The organism is Luxibacter massiliensis (assembly GCF_900604355.1).
In the GTDB taxonomy this organism is placed as follows: Bacteria; Bacillota; Clostridia; order Lachnospirales; family Lachnospiraceae; genus Luxibacter; species Luxibacter massiliensis.
In genome coordinates this window covers 1,098,984-1,115,101 of record NZ_UWOE01000001.1, presented here as the reverse complement: position 1 = coordinate 1,115,101, position 16,118 = coordinate 1,098,984, and the positions used below count along the sequence as shown (strand labels likewise).

Here is a 16,118-nt window from a genome sequence, read left to right as displayed (position 1 = left end):
CCCTGCCTGCAAAAGGCGCCTTTAGGGTATGCCCAAAGTCCTAACCCGCATACAGGACTGACTTCCTGATCTCCTCTGCCTTTTCTGCGCCCCGGGCCTCTGCAATCAGAGCCAGTCCGAAGGCCATGGCCGTCCCCATCCCCCGGCTGGTAATCACTCTGCCGTCCACAGTAACTGGATCCTGGACAACATATGCCCCTTCCAATTTATCTTCAACGGAAGGATAGGAGCAGGCACGTCTGCCCTTAAGGAGGCCCAGTCCCCCCAAAATCCCCGGCGCCGCGCAGATTGCCCCAATATATTTCTCCTGATTATAAAAATCTATAAGAAGTTTCTCAAGTCCCTTGTGCTCCTTCAAATGCACTGTACCTGGCATCCCGCCTGGAAGTACAAGCATATCTGTATCTGAAAAATCCGCTTCCTCAAAAAGCACGTCCGCCTTTACTGAAATGCCATGGGCCCCTGCCACGTCCAGTTTTCCTGCCACTGAGACAGTCTCTGCGTTTACCCCTGCCCTTCTGAGCAGATCCACCACAGTAAGTCCTTCTATCTCCTCAAATCCATCTGCAAGAAAAATGCTCACCTTCTCCATACTTCTCTTCCTCCCGTCTTGCGTTTTCTATATCCGTTCACAGTGTATCAAATCCTTTTCCTAAATGCAACGGTTTACATTTGTGTAAGGTTGTATTATGATATAGAAAAAATGAGGGGGCCGATGACATGGAAATTGAACGCAAGTATCTGATAGAAAAAACAAATCTTCCTAAGGGTTATACAGCTTTTCCCTGCAGGCATATTGAACAGGGTTATCTCTGTACCGACCCAGTTATCAGAATCCGGCGTGACAATGAAGATTATATGCTGACATATAAATCAAAAGGACTGATGATCCGGGAGGAGTATAACCTCAGCCTGGATCTCTCATCATACGAGCACTTAAAGCCTAAGGCAGATGGGAAGTTTATCATAAAAGACAGATATATGCTTCCTCTCAAATGCGGACTGACGGTTGAGCTTGATATTTTTCAGGGAGACCTTGCACCACTGATACTGGCAGAAGTAGAATTCCCGGATGAGGAGACCGCTGAACATTTCCAGCCTCCTTCCTGGTTTGGTGAAGACGTCACTTTTTCCTCCCAGTACCACAACAGTACGCTCAGCTCCCTATAAGCCGGCTAGTGGCCTTTGTCCCGTTCTATACACAAAGAGGCCCTCTGGTACAGATTACAGGACAATTTTAAGTGTATATATTAATATAGTAAGTATTTTTCAACCCCGATAGCAACCCAGCGTTGCTTTTCAGTATAAAGTTACGTTTCGGTGCATACATTTCTATTTACAGGGAAAGTTGTTATAATTTATGGAGAATTTCCAATAACCCTGTGGATGGAGGTGCCGTTTTGTCAAATATACAGCTGGTCGATAACTTATATATACTCAGAAAAGCTCACGGATATACCCAGCAGAAAATCAGTGACAAGCTCAATATCTCAAGACAGGCTTACTCTAATTATGAGACAAGTAAACGCACTCCTGATTTAGATCTGCTCGTCAGGCTGTCCCAGATCTATGGCATTTCCCTGGATGACTTGGTCAAGCATACCTTTGCCACCAACGGGACCGTCAAGGAGAACTTAGGGCCATTTACTCCGGGACTGGAAATAGAAAGTGGAGATACCATCTATCTCACACAAAATGAAGTAGACGTACTTAAGAAGTACCGTACACTGTCCGATGAAGATAAGAAAATCGTAGATAAGTTTCTTTATCACCAGACAGAATAGGCCGGCTTCCAGTTCGGCTAAACATTTGGGTTAGGGGTATTCTTTGCGGTGCGCTCTTCACACTCACCTTAGAATTTCTCATACGGGAATAAAAACAAAAGAAAAGGCCAGAGATTTGGAATCAATCTATACTGCCAAATCCTCAGCCTTTTCTTTTTTATGTTGCTTTCCTATTCTGCCAGGCCAAATCCGTCATGGACTGCGACCATGGCCCTCTCCACATCCTTCTCATCTATCAGTACGGTAATCCTTACCTCAGAAGTAGAGATCATATTGATATTGACTCCCGCATTGAACAAAGCCTCAAACATCTTGGCGGCAACGCCCGGATTGCTCATCATGCCTGCACCCACAATAGACAGCTTTGCCACATTGTCTTTATGGTTGATTTCCTGGATAGTCAAGATTTCTTTATTTTCTTCCAGGGTAGCCAGGGTGCTGTTTAAATCATCCGTTGCCACAGTAAAGGAAATGTCTTTCGTCCCTGCGCGTCCCACGGACTGCAGGATAATATCCACATTAATTCCCTTTCTCGCCAATGTATTAAATATTTTAAATGCAACGCCAGGCCTATCATCCACACCGATCACAGACACTCTGGATGTATTCTTGTCAGAAGCCACTCCGCTGATTAACATTTTTTCCATTTTAACTACCTCCTTGACTACCGTCCCTTCTTCTCTGTTCAGACTGGAGCGCACCACAAGCTGCACCCCGTATTTTTTTGCCATCTCCACGGAACGGTTGTGCAGGACTTTCGCCCCCAGGGAAGCCAGTTCCAGCATTTCGTCATAACTTATGGCGTCCAGCTTCCTCGCATTTTTTACAATTCTCGGGTCGGCTGTATATACTCCGTCCACATCCGTATAAATCTCACAGGCGTCGGCATGCAGAGAGGCTGCGATTGCTACAGCCGTTGTATCAGACCCTCCCCTGCCAAGGGTTGCATAATCCTCGTATTTATTTATTCCCTGGAATCCGGTCACAATCACGATCTTCCTGGAATCCAGCTCATGGCGTATTCTCTCTGCGTCTACTCTCTTAAACCTGGCATTTCCATAGGCAGAAGTACTGTGCATCCCCACCTGGAATGCATTCAGCGAAACAGCCTGCACGCCCAGGGACTGGATGGCCATAGCCATGAGGGATACAGAAACCTGTTCTCCCGTTGTCAGCAGCATATCCATCTCCCTTTTGGATGGCTGCGGCGCAATCGTTTTCGCTTTTTCAATCAGCTCATCCGTAGTATCTCCCATGGCCGATAAAACAACGATCACATCATTTCCTTTCTGGTATTCTTCAATACACCGTTCTGCCACACGGAAAATCCGTTCTTTATCAGCAACTGAACTGCCTCCAAATTTTTTTACTATCAGCATGTTATCCTCCTAACCTACACCGGCAAATTTTTAAATTCCTCCAAAAAGATGTGAGATAAGCTTATAGCCATTCTCTTCCATCCTCCCGGTGCCCATAGCATTTATCTCATTATATGCCGGCATGCCCCTGGCTGCCTTCCTGCTGTCATAGAGCAGATAAGGAACCGGATCGGCTGTATGTGTCCGTATCCCAACAGGCGTGGGATGGTCTGGCAGCACCAGCATACGGAAGTCTTCCCCTTCCTGGGCCATAAGCTGCTGCAGAGGGCCGACAATATAGTGGTCAATGTTCTCAATTGCCTTAATTTTGTTATATACATTCCCCTGGTGCCCCATCTCATCCGGCGCCTCCACATGTATATAGGCAAAGTCAAAACCATCCTTCAGTAATGCATCTGCCGCTGCGTGGGCCTTGCCCCCATAATTCGTATCCAACCCTCCGGTGGCGCCTTCTACAGAGATATTTTTCATCCCTGCGCCGGCTGCAATCCCTTTGAGCAGGTCCACTGCAGAAATCATGGCGCCCCTCCTGTGGTACTTCTCCTCAAAGGAGTCCAGTGCAGGCCTTGTGCCGGCGCCCCAGAACCAAGCTGAATTAGCCGGATTGAGGCCTGCCTGCTTTCTTTGTATATTCAGGGGATGTATGGAAAGAATCTCATAACTTTTCTCCATCATCTCCCGCAGAACTGGGTTTTCCGGAAGATAACTTCCAATCCTCCTGGTAAGTATATCGTGGGGAGGCGTCAGCTCCTCTGCCTTCCCCTGCTTGTGTATCAACAGGTGCCGGTAGCTGGTCCCCACATAAAATTTGTAACCCTCTTTGCACAGACCTTCTTTTAAAGCCTCCAAAAGGACTGCCCCGTCCTCTGTACTGATTTCCCCCGAGCTGTGGTCTAAAATGATTCTGTCCTCATACTTACTTTGTTCCTCTGTGAGAGTCACCAGATTACATCTATAGGACACATCATCCGGCTGCATGTCTGCGCCAATACTGAGCGCTTCCAACGGCGAACGCCCTGTATAGTATACTCTGGGGTCATAGCCTATCACTGACAGGTTGGCTGTGTCGCTTCCAGGACTCATGCCTGGGGGAATCGTGCGCACCATGCCTGTCTCTGCTTTTCCAGAGAGCTTATCCAAGTTAGGTGTATCTGCCTTTTGAAGAGGCGTCAGGCCCCCCAGCTCCGGGACAGGCTCATCAGCCATGCCATCACACAATATAATAATATATTTCATATTTATTAACCTCTTTTAGAGCCTATTCAAGAATTTTTCTGGTTCAAAATACGCCTGGGCCGTGAAACTGCCGCAGATAAAAAGGCACAGCAAGCTTCTATCTGCCGGATGCAGGGCAGATAGGTATGGCTAAAGACTGGCTTTCCTTATCCTATCAGCCTTCCACCCGTATCATATGCACAATGCTTGGAAATTCTGCTGCATATTTCTCATACTCGCCCTCAGCCATCACCTCTGTTACAAAACCAAACTCCTCGGCAAGCCCTTCAGCTTTTATAATCTCCACTGGGCCAAACCTGCTTTCCAAATGTGCCTTCATGGCATCTGCATTTCCCTGGATGCGGACAAAAAATCTTTTACGGGTGTCTGAAATAGGCTGCAGGTTCAATTTATCGCTCTTCCACATTGTCATAATATTCCTGTTGAGATGTTTCGCCTCATCTACCACATCGGCCACTACAGCGCTTGCTGTGGGGAGTTTCCCTGCGCCGCTTCCATAAAACATAGCGTCCCCAAGCACATTTCCATGGACAAATATTGCATTGAATACGCCGTTTACACTATAGAGGGGATGCTCCTTATGCAGCATATAGGGAGCTACAATAGCATTTAAATGATCTCCAGATCTCTTGCTCATCGCAAGCAGCTTGATTGTCATACCCATGGTTTTGGCATAGAGCATATCTTCTTTTGTAATTTTTGTAATCCCCTCTGTATGGATGTCCTCAAAATCTACCTGCTGGCCTGATATCAGGGAGGATAAAATAGCAATCTTCCTGCAGGCGTCGTATCCTTCCACATCTGCCTCAGGATTACGCTCGGCGTAGCCTTTCGCCTGCGCCTCCTTCAGGACTTCACCGTAATCTGCACCTTCATAGAACATTTTACTTAACATATAATTTGTTGTCCCATTTAAAATGCCTGTTATTTCTTCGATCTCATCCGCTGTCATAGAAGAATTCAAAGGCCGGATAATTGGGATTCCACCGCCAACACTGGCTTCAAAAAGGAAATTAATGTGATGGTCCCTGGCAATAGATAAAAGCTCGGCCCCATGCTTGGCCACCAGGGCCTTATTGGACGTTGCCACGCTTTTTCCCGCCTGGAGGCTGCGCTTCACAAATGTATATGCAGGCTCAATGCCTCCCATGACCTCCACCACAATCTGTACATCCGGGTCATTTATAATTACTTCAAAATCATGGACCAGCTTGTCCTGAATCGGGTCCCCGGGGAAATCCCGCAAATCCAGCACGTATTTAATACTGATTTCATCCCCGACTCTCTGGTTAATACGTGCGCCGTTGGTGTTGATCACTTCCACAACCCCTGATCCCACTGTACCATATCCCAATACCGCTATATTTACCATGTTTTCCTCCTTTTCCTTCTTCTCCATTATTCTGTCAGGGCACCCCTTATTCTATGCCCTTGCGGACTGCCGCAGAGAAATCTGCGGGTCAATGTATACCCCCAGGGCGCCCCTTATTCTATGCCCTTGCGGACTGCCGCAGAGAAATCTGCGGGTCAATGTATACCCCCAGGGCACCCCTTATTCTATGCCCTTGCGGGCTGCCGCAGATAAATCTGCGGATCAATGTATACTTAAATATGCGTTGATGAAGGGGTCTATATTGCCGTCCATAACACTGTTTACATTGCTGATTTCTGTATTGGTCCGGTGATCCTTTACCATAGTATAGGGCTGCATGACATAGGAACGTATCTGGCTGCCAAAACCTATTTCTTTCATCTCTCCGCGTATATCTGATACCTTATCTGCCTGCTCCTGCTGCTTTAAAAGATATAGTTTTGCTTTGAGCATCTGCATCGCTTTATCTTTATTCATATGCTGGGAGCGCTCATTCTGGCACTGCACAACAATACCCGTGGGAAGGTGGGTGATCCGCACAGCCGAGGAAGTCTTGTTGACATGCTGTCCCCCCGCTCCCCCGGAACGGTACGTGTCTATCCTCAACTCATCCTCGTTTATTTCAATATCAATGTCATCTTCTATATCTGGAATCACATCACAGGAAGCAAAAGAAGTCTGCCTCTTCCCAGCCGCATTAAAGGGAGAAATCCTGACAAGCCGGTGTACCCCTTTCTCAGAGCGGAGATATCCATACGCATTCTCCCCTTCCACTTCAAAAGTGACTCCCTTGATCCCTGCCACATCTCCGTCCAGATAATCCAATACTTCTATGCTAAATCCCTTTTTCTCTGCCCACCGGCTGTACATACGGTACAGCATACCTGCCCAGTCGCAAGATTCCGTCCCACCGGCACCGGCATGGAGAGTTACAATGGCGTTGCTAGCGTCATACTCCCCTGTCAGGAGTGTCTGGATACGCAGTTCTTCAAATTCCTCTTCAAATCTGCCCAATTCCTCCTCAAGCTCTTTGATAGTCCCGGCGTCTGGATCCTCATCGCACATCTCAATCAGAAGGCCAATGTCCTCATAATCTGCATACATTTTCTCAATCTGTTTTACGGATTCCTGAAGTCCTTTCAAATGCTTCATTGTATAGCTGGACTTTTCCGGATCGTCCCAGAACCCTGGTTCTTCTATTTTACGCTCCAGCTCTTCGATTCTTTTTTTCTTTGACGCCAGGTCAAAGTGAATCCCTCAAATCTTTCAGCGGCTCCTCATATGCACTCAGTCTTGTTCTCAGTTCGTCTGACAATACCACCTTATTCACCTCTTTCTTAAATTAAATACTAAGCTGCCGCAAAATGAATCTTTCTCACAAGATGGTATCACATACTGAAAACCAAGCCATATCTTGCTGAATATTTACATTTTGCGGCAGTCCTCTGCATCTGTTATTTATTACGCCCGCAGCACTGCTTGTATTTCTTACCACTCCCACAGGGACAGGGGTCGTTTGGATAGACCTTCTTATCCTCCCGTTTTTTCGGGGCCCGCAGTGCACTTTCGTCCTTATTGGTACTTGTCACCTGGGCAACCTGCTCTCTCTCCACTTTCTGCTCAATGCGGATATGGAAAAGCGTCCGTATTGTAGTCTCGGCTATGGCATTCGTCATTTCTCCAAACATATCATATCCCATCATCTTATATTCCACAAGGGGATCTCTCTGCCCATATGCCTGCAGTCCAATACCCTGGCGCAGCTGGTCCATATCGTCAATATGATCCATCCACCGTCCGTCGATGACCTTCAGAAGAACAACGCGCTCAATCTCCCGCAGGTGTTCAGCCTCTGGAAACTCTGCCTCTTTTGCCTCGTAGGCCTTCACGGCCTTTTCTTTTAAATGATGCTTCAGCTCTTTCTGCATCATGCCTTCTGCTTCTTTGGCCGATGGAAGGGAAAGCTGTGGTATCACGGCATGCAGTGTTACGTCCAGTCCTGCAAGATCCCACTCCTCAGCCTCAACGTCCGGTGATACAAACCTGTCCGTCGTGTTCTCCACATACTCCGTTATCATATTGTAGATTGTATCCCGCATACTCTCGCCATCGAGGACCCGGCGCCTCTCTCCATAAATAATCTCTCTCTGCTCATTCATAACCTGGTCATATTCCAGCAGATTCTTACGGATGCCAAAGTTATTGCTCTCAATCTTCTTCTGTGCTTTTTCGATGGCATTGGAAAGCATCTTATGTTCAATCTGCTCCCCGTCCTCAACGCCCAGAGTGGTAAAAATACTCATCAGTTTCTCTGAACCAAAGAGACGCATTAAATCATCTTCCAGTGAAATATAGAAGCGGGATTCTCCCGGATCTCCCTGACGGCCGGAACGCCCCCGCAGCTGATTGTCTATACGCCTGGACTCATGCCGCTCTGTTCCGATAATTTTCAGGCCCCCTGCTGCCCTCGCTTCCTCATCCAGCTTGATATCGGTACCACGGCCGGCCATGTTTGTTGCAATTGTGACTGCCCCGTGTACGCCGGCATCAGCCACAATCTCCGCCTCCAACTCATGGTACTTGGCATTGAGGACTTTATGCTGGATCCCTTCCTTCTTCAGCATTTTGCTGAGGAGTTCAGAAATCTCAATCGTTATAGTTCCCACCAGCACAGGCTGTCCTGCAGCGTGTGCTTTCTTTACCTCCTCAACGACAGCCAGGAACTTCTCTCTCTGTGTCTTGTAGACAGCGTCCTCCAAGTCTACCCTTTTCACCGGCTCATTGGTTGGGATTTCAATAACATCCATCCCGTAAATATCACGGAACTCTTTCTCCTCTGTCAAGGCGGTACCTGTCATGCCGCTTTTTTTCTCAAATTTATTAAATAAATTCTGGAAAGTAATGGTGGCAAGTGTCTTGCTCTCCCTCTTCACCTTCACATGTTCCTTCGCCTCTATGGCCTGGTGCAGGCCGTCTGAATACCGGCGGCCAGGCATAATACGGCCCGTGAACTCATCCACGATCATGACTTCCCCTTCAGGCGTCACTACATAATCCTGGTCACGGAACATCAGGTTGTGGGCGCGCAGTGCAAGAATAATATTATGCTGGATCTCCAGATTATCTGGGTCTGCAAGGTTCTGGATATGGAAAAACTTCTCAACCTTCTTCACGCCATCCTCAGTCAGGTTGACATTCTTCTCTTTCTCATTGACAATAAAGTCACCTGTCTCCTCAATGTCCTCTCCCATAATGGCATTCATCTTGGAGAATTCACCGCTGGCCTCGCCGCGCTCCAGCTGCCTTGCCAGGATGTCACATGCCTCGTATAGTTTAGTAGATTTGTTGCTCTGCCCCGAAATAATCAGAGGAGTCCTGGCCTCGTCGATTAATACAGAGTCAACCTCATCAATAATTGCAAAGTGAAGTCCCCTCTGCACAAGCTGCTCTTTATATATCACCATATTGTCACGCAGATAATCAAAACCCAGCTCATTATTGGTCACATAGGTGATATCGCAGTTATATGCCTCACGGCGCTCGTCATTATCCATAGAGTTAAGGACTACCCCCACAGTCAGGCCAAGAAATTCATGGACCTTCCCCATCCACTCAGCATCACGCTTTGCCAGGTAGTCATTGACTGTTACAATGTGGACGCCCTTGCCTTCTAATGCATTCAAATAGGCAGGAAGGGTGGAAACCAGCGTCTTGCCTTCACCGGTTTTCATTTCAGAAATACGGCCCTGGTGGAGCACAATCCCACCGATAAGCTGTACCCGGTAATGCCGCATCCCCAGGCTCCTCCTAGCCGCCTCCCTCACGACTGCGTATGCTTCAGGCAGAATATCGTCAGAGGTCTCCCCCTCCTGAATACGCTTTTTAAATTCTCTCGTCTTATCTTTTAGCTCTGCATCGGACAATGCCTCCATTTCAGGCTCCAATGCCTCTATCCGGTCTACAATCGGGTAAATACGCTTTAATTCATTTTCACTGTGGGTACCGAAAATCTTCTCTATAAAACCCATAATCCGCAATTAACTCCTTGTCTCATATTGTAATGTGTATTTGACCATTCATATAGCTGTCAGGTATAAGTACATTCCACAGCAGGCTTCCTTTAAGTAAAGCAGACAGATGTATGAATGATCAAACACACTCTACGCTACATTTTAACACTATATCCTGGCGAATTCAACCAATTCATAGCCTGAATCCAAAAATGGGACGTGAACACAGGATGACTGCCAGGACACAATGCCGGCGGTTCTTTCCATGCATTATCCTGTTACAGCCTGGAAATCTTGTCATAGGGAAGATCCCCGCCAAATAGGTCCAAAGCGCTGCCGACTGTAAAGTCCAGGCCGCCCCCGCTCAGCTCCTGAAAGCGTCTCAATTCCTCCATGCTCCCTATCCCCCCTGCGTAGGTCACTGGCATCCCCCTCCAACTGCCCAGCATACGCACCAAATCCGCTTCTGCCCCCGCCGAGGTGCCCTCCACATCCACGCCGTGGATGAGAAACTCATCACAGTAGCCAGACAGGAAATCCAATGTATCCTGCGTAAGGGCCACATCTGTAAATGTCTGCCACCGGTTGGTTACTATAAAGTATGTCCCCTCCTTTTTACGGCAGCTTAAGTCCAGTACAATACGTTCCTTCCCAACAGCAGCCTTCAGCCGCTCCAGATTTCCCCTGTGAAATTTCCCATCCTGGAACACATAGGAGGTGACGATCACATGGCTGGCGCCGGCTTCCAGATATGCGGCCCCATTCTCAGCCGTAATGCCCCCTCCTACCTGCATACCCCCAGGGTATGCCTTCAGGGCCAAAAGCGCCTGCCTCCTCGTTTCCCCGTAGTACACAGAATCCACCCCATTCAGGAGAATAATGTGCCCTCCTTTCAGTCCATCACGCCTGTACAGCTTGGCATACCAGGCCGCGTCCAGCTGTGACGCAAAATTCGTAACAGCCTGATCCCCCTGATCCCGCAGTGTGCCGCCCACAATCTGCTTTACTTGTCCATTATGAATATCAATACATGGCCTGAACTTCATAGTTTTCCCCCTGTCTGATGGTTCGATGGTTCAAAGGGGACAGTCCCTTTTGCAAAAGGGACTGTCCCCTTTGTTATCCATTGTCAGAATTGTTTTACTTTTTAATATCTATTATCGAATATCCTCGTGGATTTCTTCTCACTCCGGGGCAGGTCCCCGATTGAAACTGGCTTTACATTCACCAGAATACCTATTTTTTCCTTGAATGCTTTTTTCACTGCGTCCTCTGCCTGTTTTTTCTCTATATTTTTATTAATCTCAACGAACAGGGTGCATACGTCCTTCCCATTCATATGATCCAGCATAAACTGATATTCACTGGAGGCCTCAGGTACGTCTTTTAACATCTCCTCTATCTGGCTCGGAAAAATATTGACGCCCTTTACCTTTACCATGTCGTCTGTCCTGCCTATAAGCGTATCTATTCTCGGGAATTTTGATCCGCACTTGCATTCTCCCGGCAGAAAACGGGTCAGGTCATGAGTTCTATAGCGTATCAGCGGCGCCCCCTGCTTTCTGAGAGTTGTAATGACAAGTTCGCCTATTTCCCCGTCAGGGACATTTTTTCCTGTTTTCGGATCCACAATCTCAAAATACAAGTAATCATCCCAATAATGCATCCCGCATTCATATTCACAGCTCATAGCAATACCGGGCCCATACACTTCCGTCAGTCCGTAAATATCGTAAAGCTGTACTCCCAGCTCTGCGGCAATCCGCTTTCTCATTTTTTCTCCCCACCGCTCTGACCCAATAACGCCTTTCCTTAGATATATTTTATGGGTGATCCCCCGTTTGGCAATTTCTTCTGCCAAAAGCAGGGCATAGGAGGATGTGGCGCACAAAACAGTAGATTTCATATCCTGCATCATGCGGAGCTGTTTATCTGTATTGCCCGGCCCCATAGGGATTGTCATGGCTCCCAGGTATTCTGCCCCTGCCTGGAAACCGATACCGGCCGTCCACAAACCATATCCAGGTGTTATATGTATTCTGTCCAAGGCCGTAATCCCTGCCATTTCATAACAGCGCGCAAACATTTTCGCCCAGTCCTCCACATCCTTTTTTGTATAAGGGATGATCACCGGCGTCCCGGTGGTGCCTGAAGAAGAATGGATCCTTACGATTTCCTCGTCTGGGACAGCCTGAAGCCCCAAAGGATAAGCCTCTCTTAAGTCTCCTTTCCATGTAAAAGGAAGTGTCTCAAAATCTTCCTGGCTTTGTATTGACGAAATATCTATTCCTTTCAGTTTTTCTTTATAGAAACAATCTTTAGCTGTCAGCTGTTTCAAGTTTTCCTTAACTAATTCCAGCTGTAGTTCTGTCATTTTCATGTCATTCTCTCCTTATGCCCGTTCAAATGCCGCTTTTCCAAGTACTAATGCCTTCTTGTTTATTTCCAGGAATTTTTCCTTCACATTCTTTTCTATGGCCATCTCCATCTCATCCAAAGTGATGTCCAGCACACCACTGGCGGCAGCGGCCCCTAAAAGCGCCACATTAAGGACTTTGGAAGAACCCGCCTGGCTTAGAATGGACTCCCCATCCAGGACAGCCAGGCGGGGGATATTCTTTTCCAGATACGCCAGCATCTCAGTCCCTTCATATATACCGTCCCCCAGCGAAGATGTCACTGGAAGAATTGCTTTGCTACTCACAATTACAGTCCCCCCGGCATTCAAATATGGCAGGCATCTCACCGCCTCGGCGGGCTCAAAAGCCAGGATCAGATCTGCCTTTTTCAGGGGGATTAAGGGTGAATGTACTTCTTCACCTATTCTGACATGGCTTACCACAGAACCTCCCCGCTGGGCCATGCCAATTGTCTCCGTTGTCCTGACAAACTTTCCCTGTTCCATGGCAGCAAAGGCAATCAGCTTAGAGGCCAGAACCACTCCCTGCCCCCCGACGCCACATAGCAGACAATTTTTATTCATGATCCTCCACCTCCCGAATCGCTTTAGACGGGCAGACCTGGCTGCACAGTCCACATCCATAGCACAGGGCCTGTTCTATCTGCACCTTGCCATCTATAACTGAAATAGCCGGACACCCCAGCTGACTGATACATACTTTGCACTTTGTACAGTCACTCTGGGAGATCTGATACGGATTCCCCGGCTTCTCCACAGCAATACAGGGCGACCTAAAGACCACCGCCCGCACACCTTTCATCTCCGCCGCCCTTTTCACAGCAGCCACTGCGTCCCAAAGCTTCAGCGGGTCGACGGTCTCCACTGCAGCCACTCCAATTCCTCTAAGTACATTCTCTATACTGATTCTCGCCGACACTTCTTTCATCATTGTAATCCCCGTACCAGGGTGGGGCTGGTGCCCAGTCATTGCAGTCGTGGAATTATCTAACACTGCCAGCACAATATCTGTCTGGTTGTACACTGCATTTATTACACCGGTTATCCCTGACGCAAAGAAAGTAGAATCTCCTATAAATGCAAAATGGACCGCATCAGGCTCTATAATATGTAATCCCTGGGAAATAGTCACATCTGCCCCCATACAAAGGCAAGTATCCACCATGTCTAATGGTTTTGCATTCCCCAGTGTATAGCAGCCAATATCTCCGCAGAAAACTGCCTTTTTCCCACCCATGGCCCTCTTAACTGCGTAGAAAGATGCCCTGTGGGGGCACCCGGCACATAAAACAGGCGGACGTACCGGCAGCGCCGGGAAAGCCTCTTCCCCGGAATCTTGTATTCCCGTCCCCGCTTCTTCCTCCTGTGCTTTTTTCTCGCCATCGCCCAAGAACCGTTCCAAGTCACCACGTATACTCTCTACACTGTTTTCTCCTGCATTTTTCGTGTCATGGGTCAGCTTTCCACGTATTTTCACTTGAAGATGGTATTTGCCGGCAATTTTAAGAAGCTCCTTTTCAATCACCGGATCCAGCTCCTCCAGCACAAGTACCTCCCTGAGGCCCTCCATAAATTCCTTCGCCAGCCTTTCAGGGAAAGGATGGGGGGTACTGATTTTCAAAAGTGGGATTTCCTCTGGTATCACCTCCCTTGCATAAGCAAAGCTGATTCCACCTGAGACAACCCCCTTTTCCCCGCTGCCTCCTCTTACCTTATTCATGGGCCACGCAGAAAATACCTCTGACAGCTTCTCATTCCTCTCTTCTATTTTTATATGGTTCTGATAGGACATCTTTGGGAAAATCACCCAGCGCATGGTATCCTTTATAAACCCTTCTGGCTTAGGCAGGCAAAGGGCAGGCTGCAGCTCAATACTCACGCAGGCGTGACAGACTCTCGTGGTCGGCCTAAAAAGTACAGGTGTCTGGTATTTCTCTGAAAGCTCAAAGGCTTCAGCAATCATCATGTATGCCTCTTCGGGTGAGGACGGGTCAAACACCGGCAATTTAGAGAACTGTGCAAAATGCCTCGTGTCCTGCTCTGTTTGGGAAGATATAGGCCCCGGATCATCAGCGGATACGATGACCATGCCGCCTTTCACGCCCACATAGGCAAGGCTCATCAAAGGGTCAGAAGCCACATTAAGTCCTACCTGTTTCATCGTCACCAATGTCCTGGCACCTGCATAGGCAGCGCCTGCCCCAACCTCCATTGCCGCCTTTTCATTGACAGACCATTCCACGTGGATACTGCCGTCATTATTCTTTGCTATTGTCTCCAATATCTCCGTAGATGGTGTTCCCGGATACCCGGCCACCATTCTTACACCGGCCCGCATTGCCCCGAGGCCGATTGCCTCGTTGCCCATCACGAGTTTTCTCTCTCTATACATAATATGTACTCCTTTTGCTGCGCAGGCAGGCCTAAAAAGCCTGCAGCATTTTATTCGATATTTTATCACACTAAAGTAGAAAAATCCACCTCAAAATCATGCCAAAAGGGCCTGGCCCCAATGAACTCCCCCTTCAAAATTTTGAGAATATTCTGAATTCGGTGTTCATTAGGGTCAGACCCCTTTGCAATAGGGACAGACCCCTTCACGATACTACTACTTATCAGTGGTATTATCCTTATCTGTAGCAGTGTCATTGACATCTTTATTGTTTGTGTTTCTGTCATTAAGGTTATCCTTCTGTGGAGCGTTGTCATCTGTCAGGTCGTCTGTCACTTTATCCACTCCATCGGTCACATCATCCACTGCGTCGTCAACAATACCGTCCCCATCTTTGTCATTGGTTCCGTTAGTTGCGTCATTCATATTCTCGTCTTTTGTTGTGCCATCTGCTGCATTATTGGCATTATTGTCTCTGCCACAAGCTGTAACACCGCAAAGTACACCTACACACATCATTAATAATAATAATTTTTTCATTCTTTTCATTGTAATTCTCCCTTTCCATAAATGATCTTGTATTAGTAATATCTACACTTTCATTGCGTTTATGTATGGGAAAAATTTCCTTTTTATCATTATGATGCGGGCAGCCTTTACCCTACTCTTTATTTGCAGCCTCCCGGAGCTTTTCCATGGCACGCTCCTCAATCTGCCGGATCCTCTCCCTGGTCACATGGAACTTCTGGCCTATATCTTCCAGGGTAAGAGGCTTCCCATCAGCAAGGCCAAACCTCATGCTGATAACCTGCCGTTCCTTTTCGTTGAGGGTTTCCAAAAGATGTCCCACCTCTTCTTTTCTGATCAGGGAATCTACAGCAGCCTCCGGTGTATCCTCCCTTTTATCTTCTATAAAATCCTCCAGAGTACTGTCACTTTCCTCTCCCACTGGGGTCTCCAGGGAGACCGGATTTTTCAAAAACGACTGAATCTGCTCTACCTCCCCGGCGGTCCATTGCCCCAGGTTCTGTGCAATTTCCTCCGGGGATGCTTCTCTCCCAAGTTCCTGGGACAGCCTGGCTGCCGCTTTTTGCACCTTGCGCATACTCTCAGCCACGTGGACAGGCACCCGAATCTCCTTAGCCTGTAAATCAATGGCCCTGGCCATAGCCTCCTTGATCCACCAGGAGGCATAGGAAGCAAAACGGTTATCCTTCGTATAGTCGTACTTTTCAACTGCCCGCATAAGGCCTATATTCCCTTCCTGTATCAAGTCCATAAACTGCAGGCCCCGACCCGCATAGTGGGCTGCAATGGACACCACAAGGCGCAGGTTCGCTTCTTCCAGCCTTTTCTTTGCCTCCTCATCCCCCTCTGCTATTTTCCTGCCCAGCAGGCGTTCTTCCTCCATACTTAGCAGAGGTATGGTGCTGATCTCCTGCAGATAGATTTTAAGGGGTTCCGTGGTCTCCACGCTGTCTGGAATGACTGGCTGCCCTTCTGTCTTTCCTGTATATTCATCCATG

14 protein-coding genes are annotated in these 16,118 nt (G+C 47.9%); 2 read left to right on the top strand and 12 right to left on the bottom strand.

What is annotated here, in order from left to right:
• Positions 1-40 precede the first annotated feature (40 nt).
• Positions 41-592, bottom strand: a complete 552-nt coding sequence (locus EFA47_RS05270) for a DJ-1 family glyoxalase III (protein WP_122642309.1) — start codon at positions 590-592, stop codon at positions 41-43.
• A 128-nt stretch (positions 593-720) separates the two neighbouring features.
• Here EFA47_RS05270 and EFA47_RS05265 point away from each other — a divergent pair, with 128 nt between their 5' ends.
• Entirely contained in the window at positions 721-1,170 is a 450-nt protein-coding gene (locus EFA47_RS05265; RefSeq protein ID WP_122642308.1) for a CYTH domain-containing protein, read from the top strand.
• A 230-nt stretch (positions 1,171-1,400) separates the two neighbouring features.
• Positions 1,401-1,784 carry a helix-turn-helix domain-containing protein gene (locus EFA47_RS05260; RefSeq protein ID WP_122642307.1) on the top strand — a complete coding sequence of 128 codons (384 nt, stop codon included), beginning with the start codon at positions 1,401-1,403 and terminating at the stop codon, positions 1,782-1,784.
• 170 nt (positions 1,785-1,954) lie between these two features.
• Here the strand turns inward: EFA47_RS05260 and EFA47_RS05255 are convergent, their stop codons facing one another.
• From EFA47_RS05255 to EFA47_RS05205, 11 genes are all read right to left on the bottom strand, one after another.
• A complete protein-coding gene (locus EFA47_RS05255; RefSeq protein WP_122642306.1) occupies positions 1,955-3,163 on the bottom strand; it encodes an aspartate kinase in 1,209 nt (402 codons plus the stop codon).
• Positions 3,164-3,193: 30 nt separating this feature from the next.
• Complete coding sequence (locus tag EFA47_RS05250) at positions 3,194-4,399, bottom strand: cofactor-independent phosphoglycerate mutase (protein WP_122642305.1); 1,206 nt, start codon at positions 4,397-4,399, stop codon at positions 3,194-3,196.
• 154 nt (positions 4,400-4,553) lie between these two features.
• Positions 4,554-5,771 carry a homoserine dehydrogenase gene (locus EFA47_RS05245; RefSeq protein WP_122644414.1) on the bottom strand — a complete coding sequence of 406 codons (1,218 nt, stop codon included), beginning with the start codon at positions 5,769-5,771 and terminating at the stop codon, positions 4,554-4,556.
• Positions 5,772-5,993: 222 nt separating this feature from the next.
• Positions 5,994-7,092 (bottom strand): peptide chain release factor 2 gene (gene prfB, locus EFA47_RS05240; RefSeq protein ID WP_122642304.1). Its coding sequence is split into 2 segments (ribosomal slippage): positions 5,994-7,016 and positions 7,018-7,092, totalling 1,098 coding nucleotides; the frame shifts between segments, so codons are not numbered across the junction.
• A 133-nt stretch (positions 7,093-7,225) separates the two neighbouring features.
• Entirely contained in the window at positions 7,226-9,799 is a 2,574-nt protein-coding gene (gene secA, locus EFA47_RS05235; RefSeq protein WP_122642303.1) for a preprotein translocase subunit SecA, read from the bottom strand.
• 260 nt (positions 9,800-10,059) lie between these two features.
• A complete protein-coding gene (gene hisA, locus EFA47_RS05230; RefSeq protein ID WP_122642302.1) occupies positions 10,060-10,827 on the bottom strand; it encodes a phosphoribosylformimino-5-aminoimidazole carboxamide ribotide isomerase in 768 nt (255 codons plus the stop codon).
• 101 nt (positions 10,828-10,928) lie between these two features.
• A complete protein-coding gene (locus tag EFA47_RS05225) occupies positions 10,929-12,161 on the bottom strand; it encodes a phenylacetate--CoA ligase family protein (protein WP_122642301.1) in 1,233 nt (410 codons plus the stop codon).
• A 12-nt stretch (positions 12,162-12,173) separates the two neighbouring features.
• Complete coding sequence (locus EFA47_RS05220) at positions 12,174-12,764, bottom strand: indolepyruvate oxidoreductase subunit beta (protein ID WP_122642300.1); 591 nt, start codon at positions 12,762-12,764, stop codon at positions 12,174-12,176.
• On the bottom strand, positions 12,757-14,592 hold the full coding sequence (gene iorA, locus EFA47_RS05215; protein ID WP_122642299.1) for an indolepyruvate ferredoxin oxidoreductase subunit alpha: 1,836 nt from the start codon (positions 14,590-14,592) through the stop codon (positions 12,757-12,759). The genes EFA47_RS05220 and iorA overlap by 8 nt, the downstream gene beginning before the upstream one ends.
• Before the next feature lie 216 nt (positions 14,593-14,808).
• Positions 14,809-15,141: a hypothetical protein gene (locus tag EFA47_RS05210; RefSeq protein WP_122642298.1), complete on the bottom strand. Its 333-nt coding sequence runs from the start codon at positions 15,139-15,141 to the stop codon at positions 14,809-14,811.
• 112 nt (positions 15,142-15,253) lie between these two features.
• A complete protein-coding gene (locus EFA47_RS05205; protein WP_122642297.1) occupies positions 15,254-16,117 on the bottom strand; it encodes a sigma-70 family RNA polymerase sigma factor in 864 nt (287 codons plus the stop codon).
• Position 16,118 lies beyond the last annotated feature (1 nt).

Bases quoted from the DNA above. Each gene is read 5' to 3' on its own strand.
- EFA47_RS05270 (WP_122642309.1), bottom strand. From the start codon at position 592: ATGGAGAAGGTGAGCATTTTTCTTGCAGATGGATTTGAGGAGATAGAA.
- EFA47_RS05265 (WP_122642308.1), top strand. From the start codon at position 721: ATGGAAATTGAACGCAAGTATCTGATAGAAAAAACAAATCTTCCTAAG.
- EFA47_RS05255 (WP_122642306.1), bottom strand. From the start codon at position 3,163: ATGCTGATAGTAAAAAAATTTGGAGGCAGTTCAGTTGCTGATAAAGAA.
- EFA47_RS05250 (WP_122642305.1), bottom strand. From the start codon at position 4,399: ATGAAATATATTATTATATTGTGTGATGGCATGGCTGATGAGCCTGTC.
- EFA47_RS05245 (WP_122644414.1), bottom strand. From the start codon at position 5,771: ATGGTAAATATAGCGGTATTGGGATATGGTACAGTGGGATCAGGGGTT.
- secA (WP_122642303.1), bottom strand. From the start codon at position 9,799: ATGGGTTTTATAGAGAAGATTTTCGGTACCCACAGTGAAAATGAATTA.
- hisA (WP_122642302.1), bottom strand. From the start codon at position 10,827: ATGAAGTTCAGGCCATGTATTGATATTCATAATGGACAAGTAAAGCAG.
- EFA47_RS05225 (WP_122642301.1), bottom strand. From the start codon at position 12,161: ATGAAAATGACAGAACTACAGCTGGAATTAGTTAAGGAAAACTTGAAA.
- EFA47_RS05220 (WP_122642300.1), bottom strand. From the start codon at position 12,764: ATGAATAAAAATTGTCTGCTATGTGGCGTCGGGGGGCAGGGAGTGGTT.
- iorA (WP_122642299.1), bottom strand. From the start codon at position 14,592: ATGTATAGAGAGAGAAAACTCGTGATGGGCAACGAGGCAATCGGCCTC.
- EFA47_RS05210 (WP_122642298.1), bottom strand. From the start codon at position 15,141: ATGAAAAGAATGAAAAAATTATTATTATTAATGATGTGTGTAGGTGTA.
- EFA47_RS05205 (WP_122642297.1), bottom strand. From the start codon at position 16,117: ATGGATGAATATACAGGAAAGACAGAAGGGCAGCCAGTCATTCCAGAC.